The 19855-nt window shown below is 60.5% G+C and carries 15 protein-coding genes and 1 pseudogene; 3 read left to right on the forward strand and 13 right to left on the reverse strand.

Features of this window, described 5'->3' with window-relative positions:
* Positions 1 to 3: 3 nt before the first annotated feature.
* The 5 genes from C2U37_RS22265 to C2U37_RS22285 form a co-directional block, all read right to left on the reverse strand.
* Positions 4 to 747, reverse strand: a complete 744-nt coding sequence (locus C2U37_RS22265; RefSeq protein ID WP_372587717.1) for a transglutaminase-like cysteine peptidase — start codon at positions 745 to 747, stop codon at positions 4 to 6.
* 114 nt (positions 748 to 861) lie between these two features.
* Positions 862 to 2193 (reverse strand): TolC family outer membrane protein, encoded by a 1332-nt coding sequence (locus C2U37_RS22270; protein ID WP_010675164.1) that lies wholly within the window; start codon positions 2191 to 2193, stop codon positions 862 to 864.
* A 35-nt stretch (positions 2194 to 2228) separates the two neighbouring features.
* Positions 2229 to 3644 carry an HlyD family type I secretion periplasmic adaptor subunit gene (locus C2U37_RS22275; RefSeq protein ID WP_010675165.1) on the reverse strand — a complete coding sequence of 472 codons (1416 nt, stop codon included), beginning with the start codon at positions 3642 to 3644 and terminating at the stop codon, positions 2229 to 2231.
* On the reverse strand, positions 3637 to 5781 hold the full coding sequence (locus C2U37_RS22280; protein WP_039040368.1) for a type I secretion system permease/ATPase: 2145 nt from the start codon (positions 5779 to 5781) through the stop codon (positions 3637 to 3639). Before C2U37_RS22280 ends, C2U37_RS22275 begins: the two co-directional genes overlap by 8 nt.
* Positions 5782 to 6151: 370 nt before the next feature.
* Complete coding sequence (locus C2U37_RS22285; protein ID WP_104453087.1) at positions 6152 to 7096, reverse strand: TIGR01212 family radical SAM protein; 945 nt, start codon at positions 7094 to 7096, stop codon at positions 6152 to 6154.
* Positions 7097 to 7709: 613 nt separating this feature from the next.
* Between C2U37_RS22285 and gltB the strand changes: the two genes are divergently transcribed.
* Both gltB and C2U37_RS22295 read left to right on the forward strand, forming a co-directional pair.
* Complete coding sequence (gene gltB / locus C2U37_RS22290) at positions 7710 to 12167, forward strand: glutamate synthase large subunit (protein ID WP_104453088.1); 4458 nt, start codon at positions 7710 to 7712, stop codon at positions 12165 to 12167.
* A gap of 12 nt (positions 12168 to 12179) precedes the next feature.
* On the forward strand, positions 12180 to 13595 hold the full coding sequence (locus tag C2U37_RS22295; protein ID WP_041213089.1) for an FAD-dependent oxidoreductase: 1416 nt from the start codon (positions 12180 to 12182) through the stop codon (positions 13593 to 13595).
* 85 nt (positions 13596 to 13680) lie between these two features.
* Here C2U37_RS22295 and C2U37_RS22300 read toward each other — a convergent pair whose 3' ends face one another.
* The 5 genes and pseudogenes from C2U37_RS22300 to C2U37_RS22320 form a co-directional block, all read right to left on the reverse strand.
* Entirely contained in the window at positions 13681 to 14442 is a 762-nt protein-coding gene (locus C2U37_RS22300) for an amino acid ABC transporter ATP-binding protein (protein WP_104453089.1), read from the reverse strand.
* Entirely contained in the window at positions 14439 to 15095 is a 657-nt protein-coding gene (locus tag C2U37_RS22305; protein WP_199770487.1) for an amino acid ABC transporter permease, read from the reverse strand. The genes C2U37_RS22300 and C2U37_RS22305 overlap by 4 nt, the downstream gene beginning before the upstream one ends.
* Before the next feature lie 57 nt (positions 15096 to 15152).
* Entirely contained in the window at positions 15153 to 15926 is a 774-nt protein-coding gene (locus C2U37_RS22310) for an amino acid ABC transporter substrate-binding protein (protein ID WP_104453091.1), read from the reverse strand.
* Between the two features lie 332 nt (positions 15927 to 16258).
* Positions 16259 to 16607: pseudogene (locus tag C2U37_RS22315) on the reverse strand (nuclear transport factor 2 family protein); the annotation flags it as partial.
* Positions 16608 to 16616: 9 nt separating this feature from the next.
* Positions 16617 to 17195, reverse strand: a complete 579-nt coding sequence (locus C2U37_RS22320) for an O-methyltransferase (protein ID WP_104453092.1) — start codon at positions 17193 to 17195, stop codon at positions 16617 to 16619.
* Between the two features lie 61 nt (positions 17196 to 17256).
* Between C2U37_RS22320 and C2U37_RS22325 the strand changes: the two genes are divergently transcribed.
* Entirely contained in the window at positions 17257 to 17451 is a 195-nt protein-coding gene (locus tag C2U37_RS22325; RefSeq protein WP_104453093.1) for a hypothetical protein, read from the forward strand.
* On the opposite strand, the gene C2U37_RS22330 is transcribed toward C2U37_RS22325, so the two are convergent.
* From C2U37_RS22330 to C2U37_RS22340, 3 genes are all read right to left on the reverse strand, one after another.
* Positions 17448 to 17879: a hypothetical protein gene (locus tag C2U37_RS22330; protein ID WP_041213092.1), complete on the reverse strand. Its 432-nt coding sequence runs from the start codon at positions 17877 to 17879 to the stop codon at positions 17448 to 17450. The genes C2U37_RS22325 and C2U37_RS22330 overlap by 4 nt on opposite strands.
* Before the next feature lie 45 nt (positions 17880 to 17924).
* On the reverse strand, positions 17925 to 18965 hold the full coding sequence (locus C2U37_RS22335; protein ID WP_029314738.1) for a M35 family metallo-endopeptidase: 1041 nt from the start codon (positions 18963 to 18965) through the stop codon (positions 17925 to 17927).
* A 253-nt stretch (positions 18966 to 19218) separates the two neighbouring features.
* A complete protein-coding gene (locus tag C2U37_RS22340; RefSeq protein ID WP_104453094.1) occupies positions 19219 to 19854 on the reverse strand; it encodes a DUF2913 family protein in 636 nt (211 codons plus the stop codon).
* Position 19855 lies beyond the last annotated feature (1 nt).

Consider the following 19855-nt stretch of genomic DNA (forward strand, 5'->3'; position numbering starts at 1 on the left):
AGGTTAATCATCCAAATTGACCGCAGGCCGAGCCAATCGCCCCGATGTCATGCGATTGCGTAAGTCTGTCCATAATCCCAAGCGGGATGATTGCCCGGCCAGTTCCCCTTGACCACGCGCTTTCATCAGCCACAAGTGACTACCGTTAAAACTGTAAATTGGCAACAAATCCGCCCGTTGGGTCGCCGGGCGAATTGAGCCGACAAGATTGTCCAGAATCAGGGGTACTGCCGCAGGCGTCTCATAGTAGGCAACGACCATATGAAACTGGTTATAATCCAATGCCTTGACATATACCATTCGCATTTTTTCATCAGGGATGCCAAGTTCCAGCAAGGTAAAATACTTGGAAATGCTGAAGTCTTCACAATCTCCTCCTGCTGCGCCCAGAAATTCCAGCGGTGTCGCCCAATAATCCTTCTTGTGCCACAACTTGATGTCATCGATGAAACGCATCTGGTTGAAGAACTGGTTCACCTTCTCCAGCTTCTGCCGATCCGTCAGCCCCGCTGCCTTGTTCTGCATTGCCAAAGTGCGCCAGCTGGTGACCCGTTTGCCGGCCCTGGGGCCATAGGTCTCCTCCGCGCGCTTGACCAGTTTCATATCCTCCGGTGAGAGAGGCTGGCTGGCGCTGAGCAGCAGGGGGATCGCCAGCAGGGCCAGCCATAGCAGGCGAACCCGCCAGGGCGCACGTGCACCTGCTACAGCTCGATACCCATCACGTCGGCTCCAGCCTGTCGATGCCACTTCTTTCTGTGTCATGACGCCGCCATCATCCCCTGACCACCGGACGCATAAAAGAATGACTGCAGCACGCTGCAGCCATTCCCCTTGCCTGATATGACATCAGTGGCAGGGCCATCAGTTGTTGTTGGCCTGCCATTCAGCCGGTTGCTGCACATTCAGGGCATTGAGCAGACCACCGGTGGCATTGAGGATACGATAATCTGCCAACAGGGAGTCGTACTCGGCCGTGATGTAGCTGCGGCGAGCCTCGAACAGTTCGTTCTCCGTGTTCAGCACGTCCAGCAAGGTCCGTTGGCCCAGGCCGAATTGCTTCTTGTAGGCCTGTACGGTGTCATAGCTGGCGTCCACGTGCTCTTTGAGGAAGACTTTTTGCTTGGCCAGCGACTCTTTGGCGTTCCAGGCGAGGCGGGTCCCCTCTTCCACCTGACGGAAGGCATTCATGTGAATGTCTTTGGCCTGGGAATAGAGGGCTGAGGTTGCCTTGCTTTCTGCCAGATCGGACCCACCGCGGAACAGGTTGTAACGCATCCGGACCATGGCGGTGAGATCGTCGTTACGGCCTTTGACCGCATCGATGTCCTCGTTCCAGTTCTGATCCACTTCAAAGGCTACGTTCGGGTAGAACCCGGACTTGGAGCCTTCATGCTGATACTTCGCCTCTTCGATGTCCTGCAGGGATGACAGCAGGGTCGGGTGAACCTCTGTTGCCGTCTTCAGCGCATCTTCCAGCGTTGCGGGCAGGAGTTGGGTGTTCGGTACTGGCTGAACGAGATCCTTGGGCACTTCATTGACGACACGGATGAACTCGCTCTCGGCATCCCGATAGTTGTTCTCCGCCGCCGCCTGGTTGGAGTACGCCCGAGCCACACGACCGTCGATCTGGGTCTGGTCAGCGGTCGACCCCAGACCGGAGTCGGTCCGTTTCTGGATGTCACTGCGGATCTGTTCGTGGGTTTCAAGGTTCTGCTTGGACAGCTCCAGGATCTCCTGCTGACGCAGCATGTTGAGGTAGACCTCGGCCACGCGCAGGGCCGTGTTCTCCGCCTCGGAGATCATCGCCAGGCGCTGGGCCTGGGCGGCGGCATCGGTCCGTGCCACGTTGCTGCTGACATCAAAGCCGTCAAACAGCATCTGGCGAAGGCTGATCCCGGCCTCCTTGCGCGTCATGGAGTCATCGATCGTCTGTGAATTGGGACCTGCGGCACGGGTCGAGGGACTGTCAGTCTTCTCGTAACCGACGCCACCACGCAGATCAATGGTGGGGTAATAGCCGCCCTTGGCTCCATCATGCTGATACAGTCGTGCCTGATAGAGATCAAAAGCTTCCTTGATTTTCGGATGGGTAGCCAGTGACTGCGCCACTGACTGTTCCAGCGTCTGTGCCTGGCTCAGGCCCGGGAACAGTATGGTGCCACTAACCAGCATGGCAACAATCGTCTTCTTCATGGTATCTCCAGTCATGTTGTTTTTAGATTGTTGGCTTATCGTTCTCTCAGTGCCGACTGCTTAGCCCTCAAGATGGGTTTCAGCAAGTAGTCTAGGACACTTTTTTTACCAGTAATAATATCTGCACTGGCTAACATACCGGGGATGATGGGAAGTGCGTTAAGCTCATCGCCCAGATAACTCTTCTCGGTTCGTACTCGCACCAGATAGAAGGAATTGCCCTCCTCATCCTGGATTGAGTCGGCACTTATCTGTTCAACCTTGCCATGTAAACCTCCATAAATAGTGAAATCATAGGCAGTTATCTTGACCACGGCCTCCAGTCCGGGTCTGAGGAACGCGATGTCCTTGGGCGACACCTTGGCTTCAACCAGCAGGGTGTCTTCCAGCGGCACTATCTCCATCAGGTCCATGCCCGGCTGAACGACCCCACCCAGCGTATTAATCTTGAGCTTTTTGATGGTCCCCTTGAGAGGCGCAATCACACTGGTACGATCGACTCTGTCCCTGAGGCCGACCTGACCCTCTGACAACTGGCTCAACTTGCCTTGACGTTCGTTCAGCTCGGTCTGGGAGTCCGCCCGGAATTTCAGGGCGATATCATTTCGCTTCGAGATGGTCTCCCGCAGTACCGAGTTGAGCTTGGGCACCAGCAGGCGGTTCGCCTCCAGCTCCCCTTGCATTTCGTTGACCTGCCGCTCCAGTTTAATTAGCTCCACTTGAGGAACTATACCCTCTTTTGCGAGAGGACGGCTGATGTTCAGCTCCTGACGAGCCAGATCAACGCTGCGGCCCACGGTCCGGATCTTGGCATTGAGCTCTATGGTCTCCTGCTCTTTCTGCTCGATCTGCTGTCCCAGAATGTAGAGCTGGTTCTTGAGGTTGTTTAACCGCGCCTCCTGCACCGATCTTTCACGGGCGGCATATTCGGCAAACACATTCTCGTACCCTTCGGGGAACTCGATGGCCTGTTTGTCGATGGCTACCTGTTCACGCCACCCCAGATTGGGCTCGTTCTTGACCACCACGCTGCGAATTTCGGCGCGCAGGCGGGCGATATCCCCCTTGAGGGTGACCAGCTCCTGCTCCCGTTCGCGAAAATCCGACTTGAAGCGGGTATCGTCGATGCGCAGCAGTGGCTGTCCCTTCTCGACGATGTCCCCCTCCTTGACGAAGATCTCCTTGACGATCCCCCCTTCCAGGTTCTGGATCACCTGCAACTGGCGCGACGGTATCACCTTGCCCTGGCCGACTGTCACTTCATCCAGCTCTGCCCAGGCTGCCCAGACGATGGCGCTGACAAAAAACAGGAAGCAGGCCCACAGCAGGACTCTGGCACGGGTGGGTGTCGTCAGCAGCACGGCGGCGGCGCCGTCATCCACGTACTCGAGATGCTCGGGGGCAGGCAAGACCGTATCTGAGGGCGTTTTCTTGAACCAGTGGTTAGCCATTCGCCGTCTCCTGCACCCGCACCTTGCCTTCCTTCAATTGCTGCAACACCACCTCTTTGGGACCGTCCGCCACTATCTTCCCCTGCTCCACGACGATGACCCGGGAAGCGACATCCAGCATGGAGGTCTTGTGGGTGATGAGGATAAGGGTGGTTTCGGGGCCGAGCCGCGCCAGCTCCTGCTTCACGTGCATCTCTGACTGGTTGTCCATGTTGGAGGTCGGCTCGTCCATCACCAGAATGGGGGGATCGTTGAGCAGGGCGCGAGCCAGCAGGATGGACTGACGCTGGCCACCGGAGAGCTGACGTCCCCCTTCGCCAATCTGTCTGTCGAGACCGTTGGGATCCCGGTTGGTAAAGTTGGTGACCCCGGCCCGCTTGGCGGCGCGCAAGACACGGGCATCGTCCACCAGGGGATTGCCCAGCATGATGTTGTCTCGAACTGAACCAAAGAAGAGGGTCACATCTTGCGGCACACAGCCGATGTTGCGGCGAATGATGGTCGGCGGCAGTTGGTCCAGCTCAAAGCCGTCCAGACGCACCAGGCCGTCAGTCGGGCGATAGAGGCCCATCAGCAATTTCTCCAGCGTGGTTTTACCTGCACCGATGCGTCCGATGATGGCCACCTTCTCACCCGGCTCGATGCGCAGGTTGATGTTGTGCAGGGTACTGCTCTCCATGCCCGGATACTTGAAGGAGACATTTTCAAACTCGATGCGCCCCTGGATGACCGGATGGTGGATGTACTGCCTGCCCTCCTCCTGCTCACCCGGCGTCATCATGATCTTCTCCAGGATCTCGAGCGCCGACTTGGCCTGGTTGTAGCGGGTGGAAAGCACCGAGAGCTGCACCATGGGGGCGATGGCCCGGCTCGACAGCATCACGGCCGCTATCATGCCCCCCATGGTCACCAATCCTTCCGAGATCTGGTAAACACCGACGATCACCAGTCCCACTGTCACCACCTGCTGGATGTAGCTCGCCAGAGAAGACATGGAGTTGGTGATGCGCCGGGTCTGCACGCCCCAGGTCGAGATGTGGGACACCGCCTGCTCCCAGCGGTGCTGGAACATGCTCTCGGCCCCGAAAATCTTCACGGTCTCAAGGCCCGAGATGCTTTCGATCAGATTGGCGTTCTTCTGAGAGGCGAGCCGGGAGCCCTCCTCGATGGATTGCTTCAGCGGTGCCTGAATGTAGAAGCTGTAGGCCACCAGGATCAGGATGGCGATGATGGGCACCACCACCATCACACCGGCGAAAATCCAGATGATGAAGAGGAAGAAGATGGCAAACGGCAGATCGATCAGGGTGGAGACGGTGGCCGACGTGAAAAACTCGCGCACCGATTCAAACTCCTGCAAGTGCTTGGCAAAGGCACCGGTCGACGCAGGCCTGGACTCCATCTTCATGCCCATCACCTTGGCAAAGATTTTGGCCGACAACAGCACGTCGGATTTCTTGCCTGCAATATCGATGAAGTAGCTGCGCAGCTGGCGCATCACGAAGTCGAAGGTGAACACCACCATGGCTCCAACCGCCAGCACCCAGAGGGAGTCGAATGCCAGGTTGGGCACAATCTTGTCATAGACGTTCATGGTGAACAGGGGGCTGGCGATGGCAAACAGGTTGATGAGGATCGAGGCTACCAGCACATCCCGATAGATACCGCGGGACTCGAACAAGGTGCTCCAGAACCAGTGACCATCACGGGTCTCCAGCACTTTGGGCGAGCGCTCATCAAACTTGAACTGCCGCTTGACGTAGAACAGACGACCATTGTACTCGTCACCCAGCTGGGCAAGACTGACCCATTGGGCCGCGTCTCCGGCCTGGGGAAAGATGACCCTCGCCTGGGTCCGTTCTTCATTCCATTCAAGCAAGATGCAGGCGCCGCCATTGCGCGTCTGCAAGACGCAGGGCAGCAGCAGGGAGGAGATCTGTTCAAGGGGCTGGATCACTTCGCGGGCAGAGAGACCGCCCCGCTCGGCGGCACGACTGAAGAGCGCCGTGCTGAGACGCCCGGAGACCAGTGGCAAGCCGGTGGTGAGAGCATCCTGACTGTTGGGCACCCCGTAAAAGCGGGTCAAAAAGACCAGGCACTCCAACAGTTCATCTATATGGCTGGTTTCTGCTTGCATAGCATCCCATCAAACATGATTCAGAAGGTTGTCTCGGGGCCGAATATCCAAAGCCCGGCGGCGATCCGGAAAAACAGAACAGACCTCGCCACCCAGACCCACAACCCGATTAGCGCACAGAGCCGGGACACTGCATGTCTCGCCTCCCTCACAGATTTTCATGCCGGAAACGGAGGGGACATGCCGGGCACCTGATGTTGCCAAGAAATATGCCACCCGGTTCGAAGAGACACCGCCCGGTATACAAACTGCAAAGAGTTATTGATAACTATATCTTTTTTCAAGCCGACCATCTTATCAAGGTGACTTGAACGAAACTATACTCCAAAGACTGAATTTCATCTAATAACCCACTGTTTTTTTGACGAAATTAGAGTTGGCGCTCGCCCGTGGAAGGGAGAGAAAAAGGGCGTCCCAGGCAGTGCCCCTGAGGGCCTGAGCGTGCCAGCGCCGCGGCAATGGCGGTCATGGCGCTCCAGCGATTCTCGCACCAGGCGGGGGCCAGCAGGGTCGGGCGGCGCGCCGACGCCGAGACTCTGTGATAGACCACCTCGGGAGGCGTGTACTGGATCATGGCGACCGCCGCCGTCACATACTGCTCCATCGTCAACACATCCAACCGTCCCGCCTGCCACGCCTTGCCAAGAGTGCTCCCCTCCACCACATGCAGTGGGTGAAGCTTGATCCCCTCGACGCCGGTCTCCACGACACGGTGGAGGGTTTCCAGGCTGTCCATCGGCACCTCCCCGGGCAGGCCCACGATGAGGTGGGCACACACCTTGATGCCTCGCAGATGGGCTCGGGCAACGGCATCGGCATAAGCGGCATAGCCGTGACCCCGGTTGATGCGTTGCAACGTCTTGTCATTGGCACTTTGCAGCCCGAGCTCCAGCCACACCTCGTAACCTCTGGCCTGATAACCTGCCAGCAGATCCAGCACAGCATCGGGTACACAATCAGGGCGAGTTCCGACGCAGAGCCCCACCATGTCGCTCACCGACAAGGCTTCTTCATACATGCGCTGAAGGTACTCCACTTCGGCATAAGTACTGGTATAGGCCTGAAAGTAGGCCAGATAGCGCCTGGCCCGGGTCACCTCGTCCCGGCGTGCCAGCAGTTGCTGCACCACGGAGAGTTGCTGGGCCGACTCGTCGGCAAAGGAGGAGACATTGCAGAAAGTGCAGCCACCCCGGCCCAGGGTGCCGTCCCGGTTGGGGCAGGTAAAGGCCCCGTGGATGGAGAGCTTGTGGATCTTCTGGCCGTGGCGCTGCTTGAGATCCTGGCCAAATGTATTGATGAGTTCGTGTAACTGCATGACACCTCCGAAATGAGGTGTCATTCTAGCGACGCAGCCCGGCGGGCAGGCTGCGCTGGATCAATCCCGCTCTCTACCCAAAAATCATATAAATATTCACGTTAGATGCGATAAATACCCAACAGTCAGCATTCACGGTCACTTTTGACAACCTGTCACTCCTGCCACCTGGAGAAAAGTGTCATAATCTCTCGCCCATAACCGGCTGTAACTACTGAAAAAATCCTGTTTAGTCTGCTTATGAACAAATGCAAGACGCAGGATCCTGAAATGTGATCCCCGCCAAGCACACCAGAGATGACTTTGTAAAATTACTACAGTTTCCCGCCACCATGCAGTCAACCACCAAATCGTCCATAACCAGAATATAAATCCAACACACAAACAAAAGGCAGTCATAAATACACAAAAATGCTGATTGAGTCTCAAAAACCCACATTTTGTTATGGCGATGTAACATTGCAAACAAGCGGGATGTCCAATTGACCTTGCCCGAAAATCCCATTAGTTTGGAGATTCGCCACCTCAGGCGGACGGAACCACAAGAGCCAATCGCAATTTATGCAGTCTGTTGATGACAGTGCGATGGAAGGCCGAGCAAGGGAGAAATGCAATGTCACTATATGATCCAAAGCTGGAGAGGGATAACTGTGGCTTCGGCCTGTTGGCCCACATGGAAGGGGAAGCCAGCCACAAGCTTGTCCGTCTCGCGATGTCAGCCTTGGCTCGCATGCAGCACCGCGGCGGTATCTCCGCCGATGGCAAGACCGGCGACGGCTGCGGCCTGTTGCTGCAAAAACCCGACAGCTTCTTTAGAGCGGTCGCCGAAGAGAAGGGATGGCACCTGGGCCGCAACTACGCGGTCGGTATGCTGTTCCTCAACCCCGATCCCATCCTGGCCCAGGCCACGCGCGACATCATCGACGAGGAGCTGGAAAGAGAGACCCTGAGTCTGGTCGGCTGGCGCAAGGTGCCCATCGATACCAACGTACTCGGTTCCATCGCCAAGGCGTCCCTGCCCAGTATTGAACAGGTCTTTGTCAACGCGCCTCCGGGCTGGGTCGACAAGGATCTCGAGCGGCGCCTCTATATCGTGCGCCGCCGCATCGAGAAGCGCATCAGCGACGACTACTTCTATGTGGTCAGCCTCTCCAACTTGGTCACCGTCTACAAGGGACTGTGTATGCCGGTGGATTTGCCGCGCTTCTATCTGGATCTGGCCGACATACGCATGCAGGCCGCCATCTGCGTGTTCCACCAGCGTTTCTCCACCAACACCAGCCCACGCTGGCCGCTGGCGCAGCCGTTCCGCTACCTCGCCCACAACGGCGAGATCAACACCATTGCCGGCAACCGCCAGTGGGCCAAGGCGCGCAGCTACAAGTTCGCCACCCCGCTGATCCCCGATCTGCAAGAGGCCGCCCCCTTCGTCAACACCACGGGGTCGGATTCCTCCAGCCTCGACAACATGCTGGATCTCTTCCTGGCCGGCGGCATGGACCTGTTCCGAGCCATGCGCCTGCTGATCCCGCCTGCGTGGCAGAAGCACCCGAATATGGATGACGACCTGCGCGCCTTCTACGACTTCAACTCCATGCACATGGAGCCCTGGGACGGCCCGGCCGGCATCGTCATGACCGACGGTCGCTACGCTACCTGCGCACTCGACAGAAACGGTCTGCGTCCGGCCCGCTACGTCATCACCAAGGACAAGTTCATCACGCTGGCCTCCGAAGTGGGCACCTGGGACTACACCCCGGACGAAGTGCTGGAGAAGGGCCGTGTCGGCCCGGGGGAGCTGTTCGTGGTCGATACCAGCAACGGCAAGATCTGGACCAGCTTCGAAATTGATGACGATCTCAAGAGCCGTCACACCTACAAGCAGTGGATGGACAAGCACTGCAAGCGCCTGGTGCCCTTCGAGCAGATGGACGATGCCAGCACGGGGTCGCGCGAATTCCCGGATGACCGGCTCAAGACTTACCAGAAGCTGTTCGGCTACTCCTTTGAAGAGCTGGATCAGGTGATCCGCGTGCTCGGCGAGAATGGCCAGGAGGCAGTGGGCTCCATGGGGGATGACACCCCGATGGCGGTGCTCTCCTCCAGCCAGCGTACCCTGTACGACTACTTCCGCCAGATGTTCGCCCAGGTGACCAACCCGCCCATCGATCCCCTGCGGGAAAATCACGTCATGTCCCTGGCCACCTGTATCGGCCGCGAACAGAACGTGTTCAACGAGACCTTCGGTCACGCCCACCGGGTGCTGTTCCAGTCGCCGATCCTGCTCTACTCCGACTTCCATCAGTTGCTGGCCCTGGAAGGGGAGCACTACCGCCATGCGGTGCTGAGCCTCAACTACCTGCCCGAAGAGGGGCTGCAAGCCGCCCTCGAGCGCCTCTGCCACGAGGCAGCTGAAGCGGCCCGCAGCGGCGCGGTGCTGCTGGTATTGTCAGACCGGGACATCAGCCCGGATACCCTGCCCATCCCGGCCGCCATGGCGGTGGGTGCGGTGCAGCGTACCCTGGTGGACAACAACCTGCGCTGCGACGCCAATATCCTGGTGGAGACCGCGAGCGTGCGCGACCCGCACCACTTCGCCGTGCTGCTGGGCTTTGGCGCCACCGCCATCTACCCCTATCTCGCCTACGAGACCCTCGCCAAGCAGGTAGAAGAGGGCGTGCTCAAGATGAGCCTGCGCCAGGCCATGCTCAACTACCGCAACGGCATCAACAAGGGCCTCTACAAGGTGATGTCCAAGATGGGCATCAGCACGGTGGCAAGCTACCGCTGCTCCCAGCTGTTTGAGGCGGTGGGCCTCTCCAAGGCTGTGGTCGAACTCTGCTTCCGCGGCGTATCGAGCCGCATCCAGGGTGCCGACTTTGCCGACATCCAGCAGGATCAGATCAATCTGTCCCGTCTGGCCTGGCTCGGCCGCAAGCCGCTGACCCAGGGCGGCCTCTTGAAATTCGTCCACGGTGGCGAGTACCACACCTACAACCCGGACGTGGTGCAGACCCTGCAAGTGGCGGTGCGCTCCGGCAACTACGCCGATTACAAGGAGTATGCCCGTCTGGTGAACGAGCGGCCGGTCGCCACCCTGCGGGATCTGCTGTCGCTCAAACAGGGCACCACCCCGGTTGCGCTGGATCAGGTGGAGCCAGCCGCCAGGCTGTTCCCCCGCTTCGACTCCGCGGCCATGTCCATCGGCGCCCTCGGCCCTGAAGCCCACGAGGCCCTGGCCATCGCCATGAACCGCCTCGGCGGTCAGAGCAACTCCGGCGAAGGCGGTGAAGATCCCAAGCGTTTTGGTACCGAGAAGAACTCTCGCATCAAACAGGTGGCTTCCGGTCGCTTTGGCGTCACCCCGCACTACCTGATGAACGCGGACGTGGTGCAGATCAAGGTCGCCCAGGGTGCCAAGCCCGGTGAAGGGGGCCAGCTGCCCGGTGACAAGGTCACCGCGCAAATCGCCCAGCTGCGCTACTCCGTGCCCGGCGTGACCCTGATCTCCCCGCCGCCGCACCACGACATCTACTCCATCGAGGATCTGGCCCAGCTCATCTTCGACATCAAGCAGATCAACCCGAACTGCCTGGTGTCGGTGAAACTGGTGTCCGAACCTGGCGTCGGCACCATCGCCTGTGGCGTGGCCAAGGCCTATGCGGACTTCATCACCGTCTCCGGCTACGACGGCGGCACCGGCGCCAGCCCGCTCACCTCGGTCAAATACGCCGGCTCCCCCTGGGAGCTGGGCCTGGCCGAAACCCAGCAGGCGCTGGTGGCCAACGGCCTGCGCCACAAGGTGCGCCTGCAGGTGGATGGCGGTCTCAAGACCGGTCTCGACATCATCAAGGCGGCCATCCTCGGCGCCGAGAGCTTCGGTTTCGGTACCGGCCCCATGGTGGCACTCGGTTGCAAATACCTGCGTATCTGCCACCTGAACAACTGCGCCACCGGCGTCGCCACCCAGGATGAGAAGCTGCGCCGCGAACACTTCACCGGCCTGCCGGAGATGGTGATGAACTACTTCAAGTTCATCGCCGAGGAGACGCGCGAGCTGATGGCCGAGCTTGGCGTCACCCAGCTCACCGACCTCATCGGTCGTACCGACCTGCTGGAAGCCCTGCCCGGCCTCACCGCCCGTCAGGCCAAGCTGGACTTGTCCGGCATCCTGGCGGCCCCGGTTGCACCGGCAGGCTCCAGTCTGTTCAGCCAGCAGCACAACCCCACCTTCGACAAGGGGCCCTTGAACCTCAAGATGGTGGAAGACCTGCTGGACGCGGTGGAAAACATGAGTGGCGGCGAGTTCCGCTACGACATCCGCAACACCGACCGCTCCGTGGGTGCGCGTCTGTCCGGCGAAATCGTCAAGCGCCACGGCAACCAGGGCATGGCGGCCGAACCGGTCAAGGTGCACTTCAACGGCACCGCCGGCCAGAGCTTCGGCGTCTGGAACGCCGGTGGCCTTGAGATGATCCTCACCGGGGATGCCAACGACTACGTGGGCAAGGGGATGACCGGCGGCAAGCTGGTGATCAAACCCCACGTCGGCGTGGCGTTCAAATCCCACGAGGCGGCCATCATCGGCAACACCTGCCTCTATGGCGCCACCGGCGGCAAGCTCTATGCCGCAGGGACCGCAGGCGAGCGGTTCGCGGTGCGCAACTCAGGGGCCTTGGCGGTGGTCGAGGGGATTGGCGACAACGGCTGTGAATACATGACAGGCGGCATCGTCACCGTGCTCGGCAAGACCGGTGTCAACTTCGCGGCGGGCATGACAGGCGGTTTCGCCTACGTGCTCGACGAGTGCGGCAACTTTGCCAAGCGCACCAACCCCGAGCTGGTCGAACTGCTGGAGGTGGCGGATCTGGCCATCCACCAGGAGCACCTGCGCGGTATCATCACGGCGCACCTCAACGAGACAGGCAGCTCGCGTGCCGAGGAGATCCTGGCCAACTTCGACTCCTATGTGCCCAAGTTCAGGCTGATCAAACCCAAGTCCAGCGACGTCAAATCGCTGCTTGGCCACACCAGCCGTTCCAGTGCAGAACTCAGAATCCAGGCGCAATAAGGAGGGAACCCTATGAGCCAGAACGTATTCCAGTTTATCGATGTCCAGCGGGTCGACCCGCCCAAGAAGCCGCTCAAGATCCGCAAAATCCAGTTCGTGGAGATCTACGAGCCCTTCAACCAGGCCCAGGTCGGCATGCAGGCGGATCGCTGCCTCGACTGCGGCAACCCCTATTGCGAGTGGAAGTGCCCGGTACACAACTACATCCCCAACTGGCTGAAGCTGGCCAACGAGGGACGCATCCTGGAGGCGGTGGAGCTCTCCCACCAGACCAACAGCCTGCCGGAGGTATGTGGCCGCGTTTGCCCGCAAGACAGACTGTGTGAGGGTGCCTGCACCCTCAACGACAGATTCGGCGCCGTGACCATCGGCAACATCGAAAAATACATCACCGACAAGGCGTTCGAGATGGGCTGGCGCCCGGATCTCTCCAAGGTGGTCAAGACCGACAAGCGGGTCGCCGTCATTGGCGCGGGCCCCGCGGGCCTTGCCTGTGCCGACGTGCTGGCACGCAATGGCGTCACCCCTGTGGTGTTCGACAAGTACCCGGAGATAGGCGGCCTGCTCACCTTCGGTATCCCCTCCTTCAAGCTGGAGAAAGAGGTGATGCAGCGCCGCCGCGAGATCTTCGAGGGGATGGGAGTGGAGTTTCGTCTCGAGACCGAAGTGGGCCGTGACGTCACCTTCGCCGATCTGCTCGGCGAGTTCGATGCGGTCTTCCTCGGGGTCGGCACCTACAAGTACATGAAGGGCGGCTTTGCCAACGAAGAGGCGCCGGGGGTCTACGACGCCCTGCCCTACCTCATCTCCAACGCCAATCGCTTGCTGGGCTTTGAGAAGGCGCAAGCCGATTACATCGACTTCGCCGGCAAGCAGGTAGTGGTGCTGGGGGGCGGCGACACCGCCATGGACTGCGTGCGCACCGCCATCCGCCAGGGGGCCGATCGGGTGATCTGTGCCTACCGCCGGGATGCCGAGAACATGCCGGGCTCCAAGCGGGAGGTGAAAAACGCCCAGGAGGAAGGGGTGGAATTCATGTTCAACCTGCAACCTGTCGGGGTCGAACTGGACGCCCACGGCCGCACCTGCGGCATCAAGGTGGTGAGCACAGAGCTCGGCGCCCCCGATGCCAATGGCCGCCGCAATCCTGTGGTCATTGAAGGCTCCGAGCAGGTGCTGCCCGCCGATGCGGTGGTGATGGCGTTCGGCTTCCAGCCCAACCCCCAGCCCTGGATGGCAGAGCACGGCGTCGAGCTCGACGGCCGGGATCGCATCAAAGCGCCCGAGAAGGCCGAGTACGCCTTCCAGACCAGCAACCCCAAGGTGTTCGCCGGTGGTGACGCGGTGCGCGGCTCGGATCTGGTGGTGACCGCCATCTATGAGGGTCGCAAGGCGGCCGAAGGGATCATGGACTACCTGGCCGTGTGATCTGCCGTCGCAACCACGCTGTCATGCAAACAGCCCCGCTCGTGCGGGGCTGTTTTTTATCTCGCTCTCAATCCGCCAGAACCGGCTAGATACTCCAGCTCTCCGGCAGCCGTTCGGTAAGGGTGGAGATGTATTCGAAGGTACGTGCCCGCTTGGGGGTGGTGAACATCTGGCGCGCACTACCCGCCTCCACCACCTCCCCGGCCTCCAGGAAGATCACCTGCTGCGCAATCTGGGCTGCAAGGCGCAAGTCATGGGTGGCGATCAGCATGGTGGTCCCCTCACTGGCCAGCTGGCGCAGCACGGCCACCACCTCCTGGGCAAGCTCGGGATCCAGCGCCGAGGTAGGCTCGTCACAGAGCAGCACCTTGGGGGATGGCGCCAGCGCCCGGGCAATGGCAACCCGCTGCTGCTGACCGCCGGAGAGGGTGGCAAGCACCGCCTCGGCCTTGTGCCTGAGCCCCACCTTGTCGAGCAGTTGCAGGGCGCGCGCCACTGCCCTCTCCCTGGGCCACTTCAACACGGTCACCAACCCTTCCATCACGTTCTCCAGCACCGTCATGTGCGGGAACAGCTGGAAATTCTGGAACACCATGCCGGTCTGCTGGCGCAGGGCCAGCACGCTTTGCCGTGACAGATGCCGGGTAAAGTCGAGCTCGCTGCCCCCCAGCACCAGCTGGCCTGCATCGGGTCGCTCCAGCAGGTTCACGCAGCGCAGCAAGGTACTCTTGCCGCTGCCGGAGGGACCGATCAGGGCGGTGACGCTGCCCGCGGCCATCGCCAGCCCCACCCCATTCAACACGCGCTGCCCCGCAAACTGTTTCTCGATGCCACTCAAGCGGATCATAGGGCGACCTCCCGGGTCTCTTTGTGAGCCAGTCGCTGCTCCAGCCTGTCTTGCAGGGTGGAGAGCACCGAGCTGAACATCAGGTAGATGAGGGCCGTCTCGATATAGAGAATGAGCGGCTCATAGGTGACGGAGGCGAGGCGCTGGGCCGCCTGAAACAGCTCGGGCACGGTCACCGCCGCCGCCAGCGACGTGTCTTTGACCAGGGAGATGAAGGTGTTGGAGAGCGGTGGCACCGCGATGCGCGCCGCCTGCGGCAGGATCACCCGCCACATCACCTGGGGCCAGTTCATGCCGATGGAGTAGGCCGCCTCCCACTGCCCCTTGGGGATGGCCGCCAGGGTGGCACGAATGATCTCCGAGCTGTAGGCACCGATGTTGAGGGTGAAACCGATGACGGCGGCGGTGAAGGCGTCCAGCACGATGCCGGCGCTCGGCAGACCGTAAAAAATCAGAAACAGCTGCACCAGCAGCGGCGTGCCCCGAATAAGCCAGACATAGAAGCGGACCAGCATCACCAGCGGGGCCGGACCATATAATCTGGCCAGCGCCACCGACAAGCCGAGCACGATTCCCAGCACGAAGGTAATCAGAGTGAGTGGCACAGAAAAAATAAGCCCCGCACTGAGCAGGGGCCAAAAAGAGTCGATCATTAACTGCAACCAGGCCGGCACGTTAATATCCTCAGTTGTTATTATGTTGCCGCGATATTATTGCGAGACGTCGGTGCCGAAATATTTCTGCGATATTTTCTGATATTCGCCATCCTGCTTGGCATTGCGCAGCGCCTGATTGATGGCAGCCAGCAACTCGGGTTGCCCCTTGGCGAGCAGGGCGGCAGATTGCTCCCCCTTGGCCTCGCTGGCCGCCACCTTCAATTTGGCGTCTGGCTTCTGTTTCTTGAAGTCGAGGAAGGAGAGGCTGTCGTTGATGGTGGCATCAACCCGCCCGGTCAGCACCAGTTCGAGTGACTGGTTGAATCCCTCGGTGGCCACCACCTCGGCACCCGATGATTTCGCCAGGTGGGCGAAGTTGCTGGTCAGGGACTGGGAGGATTTCTTGCCCTTCAGATCGGCAAAACTCTTGATGCTTTGGTTGTCGCTGTGCACCACGATCACCGCCTTGGAAGTGATGTAGGGGTCTGAAAAATCATATTTTTTCAGCCGTTCAGGGGTGATGGCCACTTCGTTGAGCACCAGGTCGTAGCGCTTGGCGTCCACCCCGGCGATAAGCCCGTCCCACTTGCCCTCGACGAACTGCGGCTTCACGCCCAGACCGCTTGCTATCAGCTCGCCGATCTCCACGTCAAAGCCCACCAGCTTGCCGCTCTTGTCGTGGTAGGTGAAGGGAGGATAGGTCCCTTCGGTGCCGATCTTGATCACTCCGGCCCGCTGGATATCGGCCAGGCTTGACTGTGCCTGTACCGATGTCATCAGTGCCAGCGGCAGTGCCGCCATTAAAAACAGGGAGTGCCGTTTTTTCATTATTCACCTCGTTATATTTATGAACATCCAGAGCGCTTGCCAACCACCACAAAATAAAACCAGCCGGTTATCATGTTTAATTTAAATTAATTATCGGCAGAGATAACCTTCATAGTGCTTGCTGGCGGTATGGATGAAACATAACGTGGCTCATGGCATGACCCAACCATGAAATACGGGGATATTTAGCGAAATAATGAATAACGAATAAATAATGGCCGGGCTGGCCGAGGAATTGCCCCGCTGGCGGCGCTCCGTCAGCGGAAACCATATCAGGCGGGTTGCAGCTCCCGCGGGATGGCAGAGTGGCCCAATCACGACACAACGTATCAATCGGGCCAAAATTCAGTCTGATGGCAAATGGGATTGCCACGCACCACGTGGAAGGTAAAGCCGCGATGGCGCGCGCCTTGACGTCACCGTCAGTGATCACCCCTTCGGTCACCACCTCCCGCCCTGCTTCAGCAGGCGGACGATGTCGATATTCCAAGGCCCGGCCGCCGGGTAGCGCCGATGGATCTCGACGAAGTTGACCCGCCCCTCGCGCCGCCCCCCCGACGTTGGCCAGTCACAGAGAAAGTCATCGCTCAGCCACCTGGGGGTCTTGACGAAATCGTTGCTTTGCATGGCCTGCCAGTAGGCCTCCACAACTGCTTTTGGTTCCATGGTCTTGTTTTCCATGCCGTTCCCCTACAACCGCACCACCAGCCACTCCCCCTTGCCCACCGGCACCAGGGAAGTCAGGAAATCGGGGTCACGCCGCACCTGTGCCATCCACTCCCTCATCTCGTCTTCATGGGAGATGGCATTGTCCACCACCAGCAGGCCACGAGGGGCAAGCAGGCGCTGGATCTCGGGCCACCAGGCCTGGTAGTGGCGGCGCTCGGAGTCGAGGAAGATGAGCTGATAGCCCGCCGTCGGCAGGCAGGGCAACAGGCTGCCGGCCTCCCCCGCCAACTGCTCAATCCAGTGAGTGAGCCCGGCCCGCTCAAAGTTGGTCGCCGCCATGGTCCGTTTGCCCTCGTCCAGCTCGATGGTGGTGACCCGGCCCCCCAGCCGTTTCACTGCCTCGGCCAGCCAGAGGGTGGAGTAACCGTTGGAGGTGCCGATCTCCAGCACAGCCTGCGCCCCCCTCGTCTGCACCAGCACCGCCAGCAGTTCGCCGGTGTCGCGGGTAATGTTGAGCATCTTGCTGCCACGGGAGTGTTGCGCGCCGTCATTCTGCTCGCCAAAGCGCTCCAGCTCCCGTTTCAGTTGTTCCAGTGCCATGTCTCCTCCTTGACTGTGTAAACGAGTCGGCCCGGTGCATGGCATGGCTGGACCGCCCCTCATGTTCATCATTTTGCTATCGACCCACTCGGTGGCCCATCCCCTGCGTCATCCGGATAAAGACAACACCCTGGCTCACTATGTGATTACGCTGGTGCACTGCTGCTGGCGGGAAAGCCAATCGTCACGCGGTCTGGCGGTGGCCCCCCGCGCCGTCGGGCAGCTGGATACCAAGGGCAAGCCGCAGATCGCCTAGGGGGCCACCCGGGTAAAGTCGATGGCGGGGCAGCTGGGCGCCACGCCCTTGGTGAGCGTCAGGGGCTGGGCACGATAGCTGAGCCGGTAGCGGCCCGGTTGGGACAGATCGTAGGCCTGCGCCAGATCCGCATCGGCCTGGCTCTGCTCCCCCGCCCCCAGGTGCAGGAAGTCGCCGTCCCCGGGGGTACCTCGCTTGGCAAGCGGCCCTCGATAGTCCAGCGGCTGCCCATCGCGGGTCAGGTCGATGGCATCGGCAAACCACCCCTCGAAGGGGGTGAACCAGGTCAATACCTCGAGGGGCGTCTCCCCCCGGTTGGTCAGGGTCATCACCAGGGGCAGGGGTTCGTTCACCCCGCTCTCTGCGCTGACCGACAGCTCGCACTGCAAGGGCGCCAGTGCCAGGGTGGTAAGCAAGAGTGTCATCATGGTGCCTCCGTCAAAAAAAGGGGCCATCCGGCCCCTGTTTGCAACTCAATTTTCGCTCGGGGTATTCTCGGCGAAATATTCGTGGTTGTCGGCATTGTTCAGGGCCTTCTGGGGATCCGTGCTCGCCAGATTGCGCGCATTGGCCTGACCGTATCCCAGATCGTCGGTGCCCGCCACCACGTTGAAGTGGCTCAGCTCGTGGACAATGGTGCCGGCGCGGGAATCGGTCCCGGTGACCGGCGCAGTCCAGAAGCTCTTGCACAGATAGACCTTGTAGGGCTGGTCCGGATAGACATAGGCAAAGTAACTCTGCTTGCAACCGCAGTCGAAGGTGAGCGGCTTGTTGTCGATGGCATCCTTGATCTTGCTGAAGTTGGTCTCGGCCTGGTTCCAGCGGGTGGCGTCATAGGCGCCAAACCAGCTGCGGTAGCGCTGTCCATTCGGCTTGTCCACCGCGAGGTAGCTGCTGGAGTTGTTGGCGATGCCACTCGCAGCATCGAGCGCCGCCAGGATGTCGCTCTTCTGGGTGTTGGTGCAACGGCCGCTGAAGCTGACCGAGGCGCTCACTGCCTGGGGCTCGGCCACCGCCGCCTTGGCCAGCACCCGATCGTCGCTCACCCCGTCCACCCAGAGGGTCACGGCATTGGACTCGCTCGCCTGGGCCTGTTTGGCCTTGGCCGCTTTCCCCTCCTGCGCCACGGTCGGCAGCAGGTAACGGATGCTGTACTGGCCCTGGGCGCTCATGTCGTAGAGACCGGAGACCTCCGCCTGCACAGTCAGGCTCTGGCCTGCCTTGAGCAGTTGGTAGTCCTTGTCACTCGGGGCGGCCCGCTTGATCAGGGCCCCTTCGTAATCCACCGGCTGGCCGTCACGCTCCACCTGGAACAGGGGGGCATCCTCGCTGCCCGGCAGTTGCCATTTGAGCAGACGAACCGGCTTCTCCCCGGTGTTGGTCAGGGTCAGGTTGACACGCACATCGTCTGTGCTGCCCTCCACCAGGGTGAGCCGGGCATCGAGTCCGGCGGCGCAGAGCGGGGACGCCAGCACGCCGGCCAGCAACAGGGCAATTGGAGTCGCTTTCATCATGTTTCCTCATTCATTGAGTGTCGCCTTGTCAGGCGGTCTGCTTCCTTTAAGGCCCTCTTTGGGGCCCATCCACCCTAGAGCAGAAGCACCACCCCACCATCCCTCCATATGGGGGACGCCCCCCATCAGAGGGGGATCCCCTTGGCTGCGACAAAGATTGCCCGCCCGGCCCGAGCGTGCAGGCAACCCCGTGGGGTGCATTTGCCATAAAAAAACCCGGCGCAAGGCCGGGTGACGGGATGAGAAGGCGGGATCAGGAGGACAGCAGCGCCAGGGCCGGCTGCGCGTTGCCCGGCATCAGCCGATAGGCCTTGTGGTGCTTGACCAGGGTGGTTTTCTTGTTGCCCTGGCTCAGCAGCAGTCCCCGGGCAAATGCCGCCTCGGCCAGTACCTGCTCGTCCCCGCGCACATAGAGGGTGAGGGGCTTGACCAGCTCACCTCCCTCGATATGGCCCTGATACTCGCTGGCCGAGATGATCAGGCTGGATTGCCCCTGGCTCAGCAGCCGCTGCCGGGTGTGCAGTTCGCTGTCGGTGAACACCAGCCAGCCCGCCCCCTCCAGCGCCAAAAGCAGATCGGCCAGGCGCGCCCCCAGCTGTACCGGCTCATGCATGGCACGCTCATACTGGCGCTGCACCCGCTCAAGCAGCCCCTTGAGATCGGCCCCCGCCCCCAGCGTCCGCCCCAGTTGCACCCAGGCCTTGAGATCCTCCATCACCAGCCGGGAGAAGCGTTTCTCCTTGAGAGAATCCGCCATCCAGGTACAGAGAAAGTGGCTCTCCTGGGCGGGGGTGCGTTTGCCCGTCTTCTGGGCAGCGGTGCGCTCCAGCTCCGCCAGGCTCTGGCGGGCCATCTCGAGCAGGGCCTGATTGTAAGCAGGAAGGGTCATC

Origin of the sequence: Aeromonas sp. ASNIH1 (genome assembly GCF_002934285.1) — a bacterium.
GTDB classification, from domain to species: Bacteria; Pseudomonadota; Gammaproteobacteria; order Enterobacterales; family Aeromonadaceae; genus Aeromonas; species Aeromonas caviae.